The 14,827-nt window shown below is 52.2% G+C and carries 14 protein-coding genes and 1 other annotated feature; of the genes, 7 read left to right on the forward strand and 7 right to left on the reverse strand.

Annotated features, from left to right (window positions below):
* Nucleotides 1-36: 36 nt before the first annotated feature.
* Together trmD and rplS are read left to right on the forward strand one after the other, a co-directional pair.
* Entirely contained in the window at nucleotides 37-804 is a 768-nt protein-coding gene (gene trmD / locus AAZT04_RS20560) for a tRNA (guanosine(37)-N1)-methyltransferase TrmD (protein ID WP_020825292.1), read from the forward strand.
* Between the two features lie 54 nt (nucleotides 805-858).
* On the forward strand, nucleotides 859-1,215 hold the full coding sequence (gene rplS / locus AAZT04_RS20565; RefSeq protein WP_004950372.1) for a 50S ribosomal protein L19: 357 nt from the start codon (nucleotides 859-861) through the stop codon (nucleotides 1,213-1,215).
* 158 nt (nucleotides 1,216-1,373) lie between these two features.
* On the opposite strand, the gene AAZT04_RS20570 is transcribed toward rplS, so the two are convergent.
* From AAZT04_RS20570 to AAZT04_RS20580, 3 genes are all read right to left on the reverse strand, one after another.
* Nucleotides 1,374-1,592 (reverse strand): DNA-binding transcriptional regulator, encoded by a 219-nt coding sequence (locus AAZT04_RS20570; RefSeq protein WP_020825293.1) that lies wholly within the window; start codon nucleotides 1,590-1,592, stop codon nucleotides 1,374-1,376.
* 332 nt (nucleotides 1,593-1,924) lie between these two features.
* Nucleotides 1,925-2,689 carry a DUF481 domain-containing protein gene (locus AAZT04_RS20575; RefSeq protein WP_020825294.1) on the reverse strand — a complete coding sequence of 255 codons (765 nt, stop codon included), beginning with the start codon at nucleotides 2,687-2,689 and terminating at the stop codon, nucleotides 1,925-1,927.
* A 237-nt stretch (nucleotides 2,690-2,926) separates the two neighbouring features.
* Nucleotides 2,927-4,273 carry an anaerobic C4-dicarboxylate transporter gene (locus tag AAZT04_RS20580; protein WP_234529157.1) on the reverse strand — a complete coding sequence of 449 codons (1,347 nt, stop codon included), beginning with the start codon at nucleotides 4,271-4,273 and terminating at the stop codon, nucleotides 2,927-2,929.
* Between the two features lie 643 nt (nucleotides 4,274-4,916).
* Between AAZT04_RS20580 and AAZT04_RS20585 the strand changes: the two genes are divergently transcribed.
* Both AAZT04_RS20585 and tyrA read left to right on the forward strand, forming a co-directional pair.
* Nucleotides 4,917-5,990, forward strand: coding sequence for a 3-deoxy-7-phosphoheptulonate synthase (locus AAZT04_RS20585; protein WP_020825295.1), 1,074 nt, complete (start codon nucleotides 4,917-4,919; stop codon nucleotides 5,988-5,990).
* Nucleotides 5,991-5,996: 6 nt separating this feature from the next.
* Entirely contained in the window at nucleotides 5,997-7,118 is a 1,122-nt protein-coding gene (gene tyrA / locus AAZT04_RS20590; protein WP_020825296.1) for a bifunctional chorismate mutase/prephenate dehydrogenase, read from the forward strand.
* A gap of 40 nt (nucleotides 7,119-7,158) precedes the next feature.
* Here the strand turns inward: tyrA and pheA are convergent, their stop codons facing one another.
* The 4 genes from pheA to bamD form a co-directional block, all read right to left on the reverse strand.
* Nucleotides 7,159-8,316 (reverse strand): bifunctional chorismate mutase/prephenate dehydratase, encoded by a 1,158-nt coding sequence (gene pheA / locus AAZT04_RS20595; RefSeq protein ID WP_434681526.1) that lies wholly within the window; start codon nucleotides 8,314-8,316, stop codon nucleotides 7,159-7,161.
* Nucleotides 8,317-8,358: 42 nt separating this feature from the next.
* Nucleotides 8,359-8,485: a sequence feature (Phe leader region), on the reverse strand.
* Nucleotides 8,437-8,484 carry a pheA operon leader peptide PheL gene (gene pheL / locus AAZT04_RS20600; protein ID WP_187962929.1) on the reverse strand — a complete coding sequence of 16 codons (48 nt, stop codon included), beginning with the start codon at nucleotides 8,482-8,484 and terminating at the stop codon, nucleotides 8,437-8,439. It overlaps the preceding feature by 48 nt.
* A 119-nt stretch (nucleotides 8,486-8,604) precedes the next feature.
* Nucleotides 8,605-8,946: a ribosome-associated translation inhibitor RaiA gene (gene raiA / locus AAZT04_RS20605; RefSeq protein ID WP_020825298.1), complete on the reverse strand. Its 342-nt coding sequence runs from the start codon at nucleotides 8,944-8,946 to the stop codon at nucleotides 8,605-8,607.
* 312 nt (nucleotides 8,947-9,258) lie between these two features.
* Nucleotides 9,259-9,990: an outer membrane protein assembly factor BamD gene (gene bamD, locus AAZT04_RS20610; protein ID WP_020825299.1), complete on the reverse strand. Its 732-nt coding sequence runs from the start codon at nucleotides 9,988-9,990 to the stop codon at nucleotides 9,259-9,261.
* A gap of 131 nt (nucleotides 9,991-10,121) precedes the next feature.
* Between bamD and rluD the strand changes: the two genes are divergently transcribed.
* From rluD to clpB, 3 genes are all read left to right on the forward strand, one after another.
* Complete coding sequence (gene rluD, locus AAZT04_RS20615) at nucleotides 10,122-11,099, forward strand: 23S rRNA pseudouridine(1911/1915/1917) synthase RluD (RefSeq protein ID WP_020825300.1); 978 nt, start codon at nucleotides 10,122-10,124, stop codon at nucleotides 11,097-11,099.
* Nucleotides 11,099-11,830: a purine nucleoside phosphorylase YfiH gene (gene yfiH / locus AAZT04_RS20620; RefSeq protein ID WP_261104289.1), complete on the forward strand. Its 732-nt coding sequence runs from the start codon at nucleotides 11,099-11,101 to the stop codon at nucleotides 11,828-11,830. Before rluD ends, yfiH begins: the two co-directional genes overlap by 1 nt.
* 130 nt (nucleotides 11,831-11,960) lie before the next feature.
* Nucleotides 11,961-14,534 carry an ATP-dependent chaperone ClpB gene (clpB, locus tag AAZT04_RS20625; protein WP_020825302.1) on the forward strand — a complete coding sequence of 858 codons (2,574 nt, stop codon included), beginning with the start codon at nucleotides 11,961-11,963 and terminating at the stop codon, nucleotides 14,532-14,534.
* Nucleotides 14,535-14,827: the final 293 nt, after the last annotated feature.

Here is a 14,827-nt window from a genome sequence, read left to right on the forward strand (position 1 = left end):
TCGAAACAAGTGGAATGACAGTATGGGGATTGGCTTGTGTTCATTGGTATTGTAAGCCTGTTTCCTGAGATGTTCCGCGCAATCACCGATTACGGGGTGACTGGCCGGGCAGTAAAAAATGGCCTGCTGAGCGTGCAGTGTTGGAGTCCGCGTGACTTCACCTACGACCGGCATCGTACCGTGGACGATCGCCCTTATGGCGGCGGCCCGGGAATGTTGATGATGGTACAACCCTTGCGGGAAGCCATTCATGCAGCAAAAGCAGCGGCAGGCGAGGGAGCAAAGGTGATTTATCTGTCACCTCAGGGGCGTAAGCTGGATCAAACCGGCGTATGCGAACTGGCGACCAACCAGAAGATGATTCTGGTGTGCGGTCGTTATGAAGGGGTAGACGAGCGCGTAATCCAAACCGAAATTGATGAAGAATGGTCAATCGGCGATTACGTACTCAGCGGCGGGGAACTGCCGGCAATGACTCTGATTGATTCAGTCGCCCGTTTTATACCGGGGGTGCTGGGCCATCAGGCCTCAGCAGAAGAAGATTCTTTTGTCGATGGATTGCTGGACTGCCCGCACTATACCCGTCCTGAGGTGTTGGAAGGGATGGAAGTTCCGCCAGTCTTACTGTCGGGCAACCATGCCGAGATACGTCGCTGGCGCTTAAAGCAGTCGCTGGGCCGTACCTGGCTTAGAAGACCTGAACTTCTAGAAAGCCTAGCTCTGACTGACGAGCAAGCGGTGTTGCTGGCTGAGTTCCAACGGGAACATCAGGCCAAGCAACAGGACTATGAAGGGAACGTCTGAGCAACTGGCTCGACGGGACCGATATATCAGTTTACCTAGGGTAAGAGACATATTATGAGCAACATTATTAAGCAAATTGAACAAGAGCAGATGAAGCAAGACGTACCTGCATTCCGTCCGGGTGATTCCGTGGAAGTTAAGGTATGGGTCGTTGAAGGTAGCAAAAAACGTCTGCAGGCATTCGAGGGCGTGGTTATCGCTATCCGTAACCGCGGTCTGCACTCTGCATTCACTGTTCGTAAGATTTCCAACGGCGAAGGTGTTGAGCGTGTATTCCAGACTCACTCCCCAGTAATCGACAGCATTACTGTTAAACGTCGTGGTGCCGTTCGTAAAGCCAAACTGTACTATCTGCGTGAGCGTACTGGTAAGTCTGCTCGTATCAAAGAGCGTCTGAACCGCGTCGGCTAACGCTGCATCCAAAAGTTAATAGCTATGAAGGGGTTGGCACTGTGCCAACCCCTTTTTTTATGCCTGCAGATCGGGGATTGCATCTGCAAGATGCGAAAATGCTCCCAGAAGGTCCGTTTTACAGGCATAAAAAAGCCTGCGTTTGCAGGCTCTTTGCATTACAGCGCCGCGGCGCGCTGTTTGCTTTTTTCCGGATGTGGCTGTGCAGGAACGATATCGCCAGGCTTTACAATCACGCGAGCGACAGACTCGTGCGTGGCAAAGGTACAGCTGCAGTTAATGTTTTGGCATTGGTGATAGCGCTCTTTGGTCGCTTCGCTCAGATAACGGCTGGAGCGAGTATGGGCCACGCTACCGCAGAGTGGACAGTGCATCATAAAAACCCCCTTGCAATATTTTAAGTGAAAACGGGTTGGGCATTAAGCCACAATCAAAATCAGCAGCCTGCCTAATTAGGTGGGAGTTACACCCCAGCTTATTAACGGACACTCCTGATGGTAGTAACGGATTCAGCCGCGATGATTGAGTTTTCTCATGCTCTGCACCCATTCAATTAATACTGTGTATACATACAGTATTAAGCTATTTGCTAAACTCGTCAATAGTAAAAGTTATGTTTTTAGCAAAATGTCTAAATTTGATTTTCAGGCATAAAAAAAGCCCATCAATGATGGGCTTAGTCGTATAACAGGTGCAGAAGTAAGAAGGATTACAAACCGTACACCAGGCTGATAGAAGTGGTGGTGTCGGTATTCTTTGGCGCAGAGGCTGGAGGCTTGCTGTTGTAAGTCACGGTGTAAGCCAGACGCAACGCGAACTTTTCGTTAATGGCGACGCTGAGTGCGGTTTCGGAGTTCAGCGTGGTTTCTTCGTTCGCCAGCGCGGAAACGCCTTCAGAGAACTTGGTATTGTCGGTCAACTGGTACGAATAGTTGGCCGCACCGTAAGCCAGCGCTTTGGTGGAACGCCCACCGCCATGGTATTCGTCGTGACGCACGCCCGGACCGAATTCAACTCGCAGATCGCTAAGCGGCCCATTGAGGATTTGGCGACCATAACCGCCGGTCAGCGTCGAGCGGGAATCATAACCGTTGAAGCGATCGCTCAGCCAGCTCGCCTGACCGAACAGGTAATTACGATCGGACAGGTTATAACGGGTACGGCCGCCGGCCTGATACTTTTCTGACGAGCGCACGTTGGAGGATGTGGTGTTATTGGCCGCACCCCACAGGCTATAAGCGGCATCGCTGTTGAACCAGGTCATGCTGGTATTGGCCAACAGGGTAGAGCTTTGTGAGTTGCCTGACTGCGAGTTGTAACCGGCCTGGACGTTGCCTTCAAACGGTTTTTTGGCGGTGGCCGGATCGTCCATCGCGGTGAAAAGCGTATTGTCGGCAAGGGCTGAAACACTGGTGAAAGTCGTTAAGCAGCTAATGAACAGCGGAATAGCGCGGCGAGCGCGTAAAGAGAGCATTTTTGATCCAGTTGTTAAGAGTGGTTATAAGTGATTTCGGTCACATTATATCGGTTCGCCATTGCGACCAAAATAGCGACTATTAGCTTAAGTTTTTAATTTTTCGTCCTCACTTATTCACTTTTCTTCTACTGACTTTTAACCCTGTTAACGGCATAAAATACTGATTACCATTATTATTTATGTGGTCAATGGTGTGAGCGGCAACGGGGAATACCGTTGCCGTTGGGGAAGTGATTACAGGAAGGTGATGACCAGAAGATACCCGGTGATACAGGAACACAGCACGCCGATCAGGCCAGGAATAATAAAGCTGTGGTTGATGATAAATTTACCGATGCGCGTTGTTCCGGAGCGGTCAAAACCGATGCAGGCCAAATCGCTTGGATAAGTGGGCAAGACGAAGTAACCGTACGCGGCCGGGAAGAAGGCCAGCAGCATTTTGGGGTCGACGCCCAACTGCAGCGCCATTGGGGCAATCGCGGTGAGCGCAGCTGCCTGGCTGTTGACCAGCTTGGAAACCAGGAACAGAACGATCGCGTAAGTCCACGGCTGACTTTTTACCACGTCTTCAAGCAGGAGTTTTAACTCTCCCATATGTGCCTGGAAGAAGGTATCACTCATCCACGCCACGCCGAATACGGAAAAAATAGCGACCATGCCGGCTTTGAAAACCGCACCATTGGCAATATCGCCGGGTTTGACTTTGCAGCCCATCAGAATAACGGCACCGGCGATCAGCATCATCATCTGGATCACCAGATTCATAGACAGCGGTTTCAGTATCCCTTTGGCATTGGCAAAGGAAGGGCGTAAATCAGCAAAAGCCCCCAAGAGTACGACGATGGCGATAGCCGCAAAGAAGATCGCTGTGGACCAGTAAGCCTGCTTGGGGAATCTCTGATTGAGCAGCGTTTCGGTGCTGCCAAAAATATAGGCCCGTTGTTCTGGATCTTTGATTTTTTCCTGGAATTCAGCGTCCTTATCCAGATCTTTACCGCGGCGCAGGCTCCATAAGGCCGCCATTAACACCCCGACTAATGAAGCCGGGATCGAGACGGCAAGGATTTCTACTAGCGTGTAAGCTTTGCCAATCCCATGTCCTGCGGCAATGATTGAAACCAGGGACACAACGGCCACGGAAACCGGCGAAGCTGTGATGGCCATTTGCGAGGCGACGGAAGCCACGGCCATTGGGCGTTCTGGGCGGATCCCTTTTTTGATGGCGATATCGGAAATGATCGGGAACATGGTGTACACCACATGCCCTGTGCCGCACAGGAACGTCAGAGTCCAGGTGGTGAAAGGGGCAAGCAGCGTGATGTGCTGTGGGTGGCGGCGCAGCAGTCGCTCTGCATATTGCATCATCACGTTCAAACCGCCGGCAGTTTGCAACACTGAAGCACAACCGATTACTGCAAGAATAGTCAGCATAACCTCAACGGGAGGTTTACCTGGTTCCAACCCGAATATAAAACATAAGAGGAATAAACCAATACCGCTTATTAGGCCCAGCCCCATACCGCCAAACCGAGTGCCAACTAATAAGCAGATTATAATAATTAAGAACTGCAAAGTGATCATGATATTCCCTTGTCAAGAAATGAAAAGCAGCTAACGCTCATACATTCTCAATGCAGGTGACACGGGCTCTGTCTACGCAGATTAACCCTAAAGAGGTGCGAACGAATAACACCATAATTATTTATTTTTCGCGCGATAACTGTGAAGTTCCGCAATATTTATTCAATAGGTTTTACTCATATTTTTGTATTTTAATTAATAGAGGAAAGTAATTGAAAATAAATTGCCGGTTTATTGTTTGTTATTTGTGTTTCAGTTGTTTAATTTTTAGGTGATTTGATTTACCCGTTAAGGTTCTCTGCGGTGGAAAGGGTAAACCTCAGGCTTTTGAACGTTCGGTGGATGAGGCATGTGGGTCGTTGCGTTTTTGGTGTATCGAATTGTTTACGATTTTGTCGGGTTTTAGCATTTTGGTGTGCAAGGAAGTCTCGTGTAGCTGAGAGTCTTAAAAATAATTAATAATCATTGAGTTAAGTTATTTGTTCTGGTTTTTCCATGACTTATTTAGCGCTTTTTATTTGTGGTAATTTTTTATTTACACCAAATGGATTGAAATCTTTACATTTCGTGGTAGGGTAAGAACCTGAAACGCTCAATGTTCTATCAACGCTTACGCATAACGGCAAACGACAGGAATAGCATCATGCAAAAAGACGCGCTCAATAACGTTCATATCAGTGCAGAACAGATTCTGATTACTCCGGAAGAGCTGAAGAACCAGTTCCCGCTTAGTGCCAGCGACGAGAATGAAATCGCCACGGCACGCAAAACCATCGCCGATATTCTGCAGGGGCGCGATCATCGCCTGCTGGTGGTGTGCGGACCTTGTTCTATTCACGACCCGGATGCGGCACTTGATTACGCCCGTCATTTGAAAACCCTGTCAGCTGAATTGAGCGATCAGCTGTATATCGTTATGCGTGTCTATTTTGAAAAACCTCGTACCACCGTCGGCTGGAAAGGTCTGATTAACGACCCATACATGGACGGTTCGTTTGACGTTGAAGCAGGTCTGCACATTGCGCGTCGCCTGCTGCTGGATCTGGTTGGTATGGGCTTGCCGTTGGCGACCGAAGCGTTGGATCCGAACAGTCCGCAATACCTGGGTGATTTGTTCAGCTGGTCAGCGATTGGTGCGCGCACGACTGAATCACAAACTCACCGTGAGATGGCTTCTGGGCTGTCAATGCCGGTAGGTTTTAAAAACGGTACCGACGGCAGCTTGGGCACGGCGATCAATGCTATGCGCGCTGCGGCAATGCCACACCGTTTTGTCGGTATAAATCAGGCTGGGCAAGTGTGCCTGCTGCAGACGCAGGGTAACCCTGATGGCCATGTGATCCTGCGCGGTGGTAAAACGCCAAACTACAGCGCTGAGGACGTGGCGGCCTGTGAAAAACAGATGCTGGATGCGGGACTCCACCCGTCCTTGATGATAGATTGCAGCCATGGCAACTCGAATAAAGACTATCGCCGTCAACCGGCGGTTGCCGAGTCCGTGGTAGAGCAGATCAAAGCGGGTAACCGTTCGATCACCGGCATCATGCTGGAAAGCCACTTGCACGAAGGCAGCCAGTCTTCTGAGCAACCGCGTGCAGATATGCGCTATGGGGTTTCTGTTACCGACGCCTGTATTAACTGGGAAAGTACAGAGACGCTGCTGCGCCATATGCACCAGGAACTCGGCGCCGCGCTGACGGCACGCACTGGAGAGTAGTAAGTTATGGTGGCTGAACTGACCGCGTTGCGCGATCAAATCGACGAAGTGGATAAGGCGCTGCTGGAGCTGCTGGCTAAACGCCTGCAGTTGGTGGCGGAAGTGGGAGAGGTTAAAAGCCACCACGGCTTACCGGTGTATGTTCCTGAGCGTGAGGCGGCGATGCTGGCCTCACGGCGTCAAGAAGCGGAAAACCTGGGTGTGCCGCCCGATTTGATTGAGGACGTGCTGCGCAGGGTGATGCGCGAGTCTTACGTCAGCGAGAACGACAAAGGCTTTAAAACGCTACATCCGCAACTGCGCCCGATCGTCATTATCGGCGGCAACGGTCAAATGGGGCGGTTGTTTAATCGCTTGCTGACGCTGTCCGGTTACCAGGTCAAAGTGTTGGACCAGGAAGACTGGAATCAGGCTGATACGCTGCTTGCCGATGCCGGAATGGTGATTGTCAGCGTCCCTATTCACGTCACCGAACAGGTGATTGAGCGGTTACCGCCATTGCCTGCAGACTGTATTCTGGTTGATCTGGCCTCGGTAAAAAATCGCCCGTTGAATGCCATGCTGGCGGCGCACCATGGCCCAGTGGTGGGGCTACACCCCATGTTTGGCCCAGACGTAGGCAGCGTGGCCAAGCAGGTGGTGGTCTATTGCGATGGCCGCGAACCGCAAGCCTACCAATGGTTGCTCGAACAGCTGCAGGTATGGGGAGCGCGTTTGCACCGTATCAGCGCGGTTGAGCACGATCAGAACATGGCGTTTATTCAGGCGCTGCGTCACTTCGCGACCTTTGCTTATGGTTTGCATCTGGCGGAAGAAAACGTGCAGTTGGAGCAGTTGCTGGCCCTTTCTTCACCGATCTATCGGCTGGAGTTGGCGATGGTCGGGCGGCTGTTTGCTCAAGACCCGCAGCTGTACGCGGATATCATTATGTCTTCCGAAGAGAACATTGCGCTGATCAAGCGTTACTATCAGCGGTTTGGTGAGGCAATAAAACTGTTGGAACAGGGCGATAAACAGGCGTTTATCCAAAGCTTTCAGAAGGTCGAACATTGGTTTGGCGACTATGCGCAACGTTTCCTGGTGGAAAGCCGTTCGCTGCTACGTCAGGCGAATGACAGTCGCCAATAATGATAAGGGTTCGGTTATGCCGAACCCTTTTTAATGGTATTCAGGACGGGTTGACTGGCACCACGGTGTCGCTCGGGTAACACCCCAGCACCTTCAGCGAGCGGGTGATTGGCGTCAGATCTCTCAATGCCTTCTGCATCGCTTCAGAACGCAGGTTAGCCTGCACATCGATATAAAACATCTCTTCCCACGGGTTGCCGTTAATCGGGCGCGATTCCAGCTTGGTCATGATGATGCCGTTGTCGCGCAGTACCAGCAGCGCTTCCACCAAGGCACCCGACTGCTGGCCGGTGGCCATAATCAGCGTGGTCTTAGCGGGCACCTGCTCGGAAACTTCGATAGCCTTGCGCGCCAATACGATAAAGCGGGTAATGTTCTGCTGCTGATTGGCCAGTTTATGTTCCAGTACCTGCAGGCCATAGAGTGCACCGCCGGCTTCGCTGCCCAGCGCCGCCGCTTTTGGCGAGTTCAACTTTGCCACTTTTTCCATTGCCGCAGCGGTGCTTTCACAGTATTCGATTTTCCAGTGCGGGTAGCGATTAATAAACTGGCTGCACTGTTGGAAAGGTTGCGGGTGGCTATATACGGTTTCGATCTGATCGAGGTCGGTATCGCTGGCGATCAGCACACAGTGATCGATAGGGTTAGTCAGTTCGCCGACGATCGACAAACTGGTGTGTTGCAGCAGGTCGTAAACGTCATTAATCGAGCCGGAGCTGGTGTTTTCGATCGGCAGGATGGCGTAATCCGCCTGGCCGGTTTCAACCTGGGTGAAGATATCCTGGAATTTCTGGCAACCGCACTCGATCAACTGATCGAAATGGCGAGCAGCATATTGGCGGGCCGCCAGGTGTGAGTAAGAGCCTTTCGGGCCAAGGAACGCAATACGGGCAGAATGCTGGCTGATTTGGTTGAGCTGGTGCTGCAGCAGCGCCTGCTGAGTCAGGACGGAGTCTTCGATAATCAGTTGAAACAGACGGGTGACGTAAAATCCGTCCAGATCGTAGGGCTTGGCTGCGGCGATCAGGGCGTCCAGCAGGTCGCGTTCACGCTCTTTATCACGGATTGGCCGATGAGAGTGCAACTTGGTTTTACCTACTTCTACCGCCAGCTCACGGCGTTCTGCCAGCAAGGACAGCAGTTTAAGATCCAGTGCGCTGATGCGTTGGCGCAGCACGAGTAACGGGTTGTCGGTCATAATCAGCTTCTGCCTTATATTTTTATACGTCGTAAAATAGCCATAAAAAAAGCCCCCTGATTTCAGGAGGCTTTGCTGTTCGTCTTCGCATTCTTTATCACACGACGAAACGCCTCCCAATCAGGGGAAGGTAAAAAAGAATGCGAAGAAAAACGGTTTACGGACCATGTACTATCCAAAGTGTGTGAGACAGGTTTTAAAGTAACCGCAGGTTTTTATCCCGTCAATAAAAAACCAGACAAAAAACGCGCCCTCAGGCGCGTTTGATGTGAAACAGCCGCTAAACGGCTATTCCTGTTCCGGCTCCACTTCCGGAACGATGTCCTTCACGCTGGCGGCGGCACGGCGTGCTTCGCCTTTGTGCTGCACCTTGTTCAACTGACGCTCCAGCTTGGCGATCAGTTCGTTAACGGCGGTGTACATGTCTTCATGTTTTGCGCTGGCGACCAGCGGGCCGTTAGGTGTGGTAATGGTGGCGTCGGCAACAAACCCTTTCGGTTCTTTGGATAAGACGATATGCGGGTTAATCAGTTGGGCCTGCCATTTTTCCAGTTTGGTGAGACGGTCTTCGACGTGACTGCGGATTGCGGGAGTGATATCCATTTGTTTGCTGGTAATGTTCAATGTCATATAACTTACCTCTCTGTCTTTCCGTCTTGGATGAGTCCAGCATACCCCGCTTTTTGCTGAAATGCGTGATGAAAATCACGTTTTTTTGTCACTTTTTGCAAAGTTAGTTCAATCTGTGATTCAGCATCTGAAATGGTCATCTAACGCTTGAGTCTTGGAAGCGGAACGCGCATTATTGAAAGGATAAGCGGTGTTGCAGTCTTGCTAACATCGTGTTTTTGCTTGTGTATTTATCCTGATCTGGGTGAATTTACAGCAAATAAAAACGGCAGCCGAAGCTGCCGTTTTGTTTTCCTGCCGTTACCCATCAGACTATGCCGGGTTGGCGCTAATCACTTTGGCCACTTTGTCGGCTTGGCCGTTCAGTTGCAACTGCTTGTACGCATTTTCCATCAGCGGCAGCGCGTCGCGCGTCGCTTGAGTATCAGGGAATTCACGCAGCATCTGTTCAGCACGATTAACGACCGCGACGTAGGCACCGCGTTTAGTGTAGTATTCCACCACCGAAAGCTCATACTTGGCCAGGCGGTCTTTCAGATACACCAGACGCTTGTTGGCATCGGTTACATACTGGCTGTTCGGGTACTGCTGAATCAGCTGGCTGAAATCGCGAAATGCAGCGCGAGCATGCTGTGGATCGCGGTCTGAACGATCGACCCCGAAGAAGCCTTGCAGTGCACTGTCATCCAACGCCATATCGGTCAGGCCACGCATATACATCACGTAGTCGATGTTTGGGTGCGTTGGGTTCAGACGCATGAAACGATCGATAGATGCCTGAGCCATAGGTAAATCGGCAGATTTATAGTAGGCATAAATCAGGTCCAACTGTACCTGCTGAGAGTAGGGTCCGAAAGGATAGCGGTTATCTAACGCTTCGAGTTGCGTAATCGCGCCCTTAAAGTTACCGTCCTGCAGTTTTTGCTGGGCAGTAGCATAGATTTCCGAAGGCGGGTTGTCGGGAACCGCATCCTTGGATGTGGAGCAACCTGCCAGCGCCAGGCTCAACGTGGCTGCCGCCACCAGATATTTCATACGCGTCATGACGTTTTGATTATCCTCAGGGTGTTATTCCGGGAGACTGTCCGTTAAGCTCCCGACAAAGACCAGTTACAATAGCACATTATATTAAACGGCATCGCCGTGAAAACCCAACGTTAACGAAGAAGCTGCATATGGCACAACAAGTACAACTCACCGCAACGGTGGCCGAATCTCAACTCGGACAACGTTTAGATCAGGCTTTGGCCGAATTGTTCCCTGATTATTCACGATCTCGCATAAAAGATTGGATCCTGGACGATCGGGTGCAGGTCAATGGCAAAACGATAAACAAACCGAAAGAGAAGGTGCTGGGGGGAGAGACGGTCGCCATTGATGCACAGATAGAAGAAGAGGCCCGTTGGGAACCGCAGGACATTGCGCTGAATATCGTCTACGAAGACAGCGACATTTTGGTCATCAACAAGCCGCGCGACCTGGTTGTGCATCCTGGCGCCGGTAACCCGGACGGCACGGTGCTCAATGCGTTGCTGCATTACTATCCTGAAATCGCCGACGTACCGCGTGCCGGTATCGTGCACCGTTTGGACAAGGACACGACCGGTCTGATGGTAGTGGCGAAAACCGTTCCGGCGCAGACCCGGTTGGTAGAAGCGTTGCAGGCACGTGAAATCACCCGTGAATACGAAGCTGTCGCCATCGGTACCATGACCGCCGGCGGTACCGTCGAAGAGCCGATTTCGCGCCATTCAACCAAACGTACCCACATGGCGGTCCACCCGATGGGTAAACCGGCGGTGACGCATTACCGCATTATGGAACACTTCCGCGCACACACTCGCCTGCGTCTGCGTCTGGAAACCGGCCGTACCCACCAGATCCGTGTGCATATGTCGCACATTAACCACCCGCTGGTGGGCGATCAGCTGTACGGTGGTCGTCCACGTCCGCCAAAAGGGGCTTCGGAGGCATTCATTGCCACACTGCGCGGTTTCGATCGCCAGGCACTGCACGCCACCATGCTGCGTTTATATCATCCAATCAGCGGTATCCAGATGGAGTGGCATGCGCCGCTGCCGCAGGATATGGTCGATCTGATTAACGCACTGAAGCTCGATACCGAAGAATTCAAAGATCAGATGAACTGGTAATGGATTCGCTTATCTTGCCCGATTGGCCACTGCCTGCAGGGGTAAAAGCCTGCAGCAGCACCCGTAACGGTGGCGTGAGTCGGCCGCCGTACGGTTCGCTCAATCTCGGCACTCACGTGGGTGACGAGGTTCAGGCGGTGGCGGATAACCGTCAACGTCTGGTCGCGGCGGCGAATCTGCCGCAGATGCCAGTCTGGCTGGAGCAAGTGCATGGCACGCGCGTGGTGCGACTGGATGGGCAAACGCCTGTCGATTTGCAAGCGGACGCGGTTTACAGCAATGTGCCAGGACAGGTGTGCGCAGTGATGACAGCAGACTGCTTGCCGGTTTTATTCTGCTCGCAGTCTGGTGATGAAGTCGCTGCAGCTCATGCCGGTTGGCGTGGATTGTGTAACGGCGTGCTAGAGCAGACTTTAGCGGCGTTTTCCGCTCAGCCTGCAGGCATCAGCGTTTGGCTCGGCCCGGCGATCGGCCCGCAGCAGTTTGAGGTAGGGCCGGAGGTCCGCGCGGCATTTATTGCTGTTGATCCCGGTGCTGAGCTGGCTTTTGCCCCTCGCGGCGATAAATACCTCGCAGATATCTATTTACTGGCTCGTCAGCGTCTACAACGCGCAGGGGTTCATGCTATCTATGGCGGAGACCGTTGTACGGTGAACGAAATCAGTCATTTTTTCTCCTATCGACGCGACGGAATAACCGGACGTCTGGCAAGTTTAATCTGGCTGATATAACCTATTGAATTAGGACGGTCCAACGGCGCATGATGTAGTACCGAAAATATACAGTCGAAATAACCTTGAAAATTTGAGGGATGACCTCATTTAATCTCCAGTAGCAATTTCGACCAATCTTGGAGGTGTTATGCGTCTGGATCGTCTTACTAACAAATTCCAGCTTGCCCTCGCCGATGCCCAATCTCTAGCCCTTGGGCGCGACAACCAATTTATTGAACCGTTACATCTGATGAGCGCTCTGCTCAATCAGGATGGGGGCACGGTTCGCCCATTATTAACTTCTGCCGGTATCGATGCTGGGCGCGTGCGCACCGAGATCGAACAGGCCTTGTCTCGTCTGCCTCAAGTTGAAGGTACTGGTGGTGACGTTCAACCGTCGCATGAGCTGGTGCGTGTCCTGAATTTGTGCGACAAGCTGGCACAAAAGCGGGCGGACAAATTTATCTCATCCGAACTCTTTGTTCTGGCGGTGCTTGAAGATCGCGGTAACTTGACCGATCTGTTGAAAGCAGCCGGTGCAACGACCGATAAAATCAGTAAGGCCATTGAGCAAATGCGAGGCGGTGATAGCGTGGAAGATCAAGGTGCTGAAGACCAACGTCAGGCGTTGAAGAAATACACTATCGATCTGACCGAGCGTGCTGAGCAGGGCAAACTGGACCCGGTTATCGGCCGTGACGAAGAGATACGCCGTACCATTCAGGTGCTGCAACGTCGTACCAAAAACAACCCCGTGTTGATCGGCGAACCTGGCGTGGGTAAAACCGCCATCGTCGAAGGCCTGGCTCAGCGCATCATCAATGGCGAAGTGCCGGAAGGTTTGAAGCATAAGCGCGTGTTGTCCCTCGATATGGGGGCGTTGATCGCCGGTGCTAAATATCGCGGCGAGTTTGAAGAGCGTCTGAAAGCCGTTTTGAGCGATCTGTCTAAACAGGAAGGCAGCGTCATCCTGTTTATAGATGAGCTGCACACTATGGTTGGTGCAGGTAAAGCCGATGGCGCGATGGATGCGGGCAATATGTTGAAACCTGCGTTGGCACGCGGGGAGCTTCACTGTGTCGGCGCGACAACTCTCGACGAATATCGTCAATATATAGAGAAGGACGCGGCGCTTGAACGTCGTTTCCAGAAAGTGTTTGTCGCCGAACCCAGTGTTGAAGACACCATCGCTATTTTGCGCGGTTTGAAAGAACGTTATGAACTGCATCACCACGTGCAGATCACCGACCCGGCAATCGTTGCGGCGGCGACGCTGTCGCACCGCTATATTTCCGATCGTCAACTGCCGGACAAGGCCATTGACCTGATTGATGAGGCGGCGTCTAGCATCCGCATGCAGATGGACTCCAAACCGGAATCGCTCGATCGCCTTGAGCGCCGGATTATTCAGCTCAAGCTGGAGCAGCAGGCGTTGAGTAAAGAGTCGGACGACGCCAGCAAGAAACGCCTGGAAATGCTGAGCGGTGAGCTGGAGCAGAAAGAACGCGAGTATTCAGAGCTGGAAGAAGAGTGGAAAGCGGAAAAAGCTTCGCTCTCCGGCACGCAAAATATTAAAGCGGATCTTGAGCAGGCCAAAATAAGCCTGGAGCAGGCGCGTCGCGTTGGCGACCTGGGGCGGATGTCGGAGCTGCAGTACGGCAAGATCCCAGAGCTGGAAAAACAGCTTGCCGCTGCCACGCTGGCCGAAGGCAAGACTATGAAACTGCTGCGTAACCGGGTGACCGACGCAGAAATCGCTGAAGTGCTGGCGCGCGCTACCGGTATTCCTGTCGCCAGAATGCTTGAAGGCGAACGGGATAAGCTGTTACGTCTGGAACAAGAGCTGCATTCGCGGGTCATTGGCCAGAACGAAGCGGTGAGCGCGGTATCCAACGCGATCCGTCGTAGCCGTGCCGGGCTGTCAGATCCGAACCGACCTATCGGTTCGTTCCTGTTCCTCGGTCCGACCGGGGTAGGTAAAACCGAACTGTGTAAAGCACTGGCTTCGTTCCTGTTCGACAGCGACGACGCTATGGTGCGTATCGACATGTCCGAGTTTATGGAGAAACATTCGGTATCGCGGCTGGTGGGGGCGCCTCCAGGTTATGTCGGTTATGAAGAGGGCGGTTATCTGACCGAGGCAGTGCGTCGCAGACCTTATTCAGTGATCCTGCTGGATGAAGTGGAGAAAGCGCACCCGGATGTGTTCAACATCCTGTTGCAGGTATTGGATGATGGCCGCCTGACCGATGGTCAAGGCCGTACCGTCGATTTCCGCAATACGGTGGTGATCATGACTTCCAACCTGGGGTCTGATCTGATCCAGGAACACTTTGGTCAGATGAACTATACGCAGATGAAAGAATCGGTAATGGAAATGGTAACGCACCACTTCCGCCCGGAATTCATCAACCGTATAGATGAGGTGGTAGTGTTCCACCCGCTCGGTCAGAAACACATCGCCGAGATCGCCAAGATTCAGTTGGCACGTCTGTACAAACGTTTGGAAGAGCGTGGTTACGAAGTGACTATGACCGAACCGGCGTTGGAGCTGTTGGGCAAAACCGGTTTCGATCCTGTGTATGGGGCTCGTCCACTGAAACGAGCTATTCAGCAGGAGATCGAGAACCCGCTGGCGCAGCAAATCCTTTCCGGCAAGCTGATCCCGGGTATACCGGTGACGCTGGATGTGGAAGACGAGCATATCGTCGCCAAACAGTAACGGCTGTCTATTATCTATATAGTGATTACGATGAAAGGGAGCGGGCGACCGCTCCCTTTTTTATCGGCTTTCGTCGGGTTTAAGCTGTTTGCCCTGGCAATGGCGCTAAAACCCCGTAATTTCGTCTAATAAATATCCTAAAATGGCTTTATTGGTGGTTATTTGAGCGCTTGAAAAGTTTTTTGCATTTAGGGGTTGCGGCCTTCTGAGAACTCCCTATAATGCGCCTCCACTGACCGGGAACAACGACTCCTCTAACGAGAACCAGTCGCCCAGCCAGAAAGATTCAAGCC

The organism is Serratia sp. Je.1.23.a, assembly GCF_051129805.1.
Taxonomy (GTDB): Bacteria; Pseudomonadota; Gammaproteobacteria; order Enterobacterales; family Enterobacteriaceae; genus Serratia; species Serratia liquefaciens.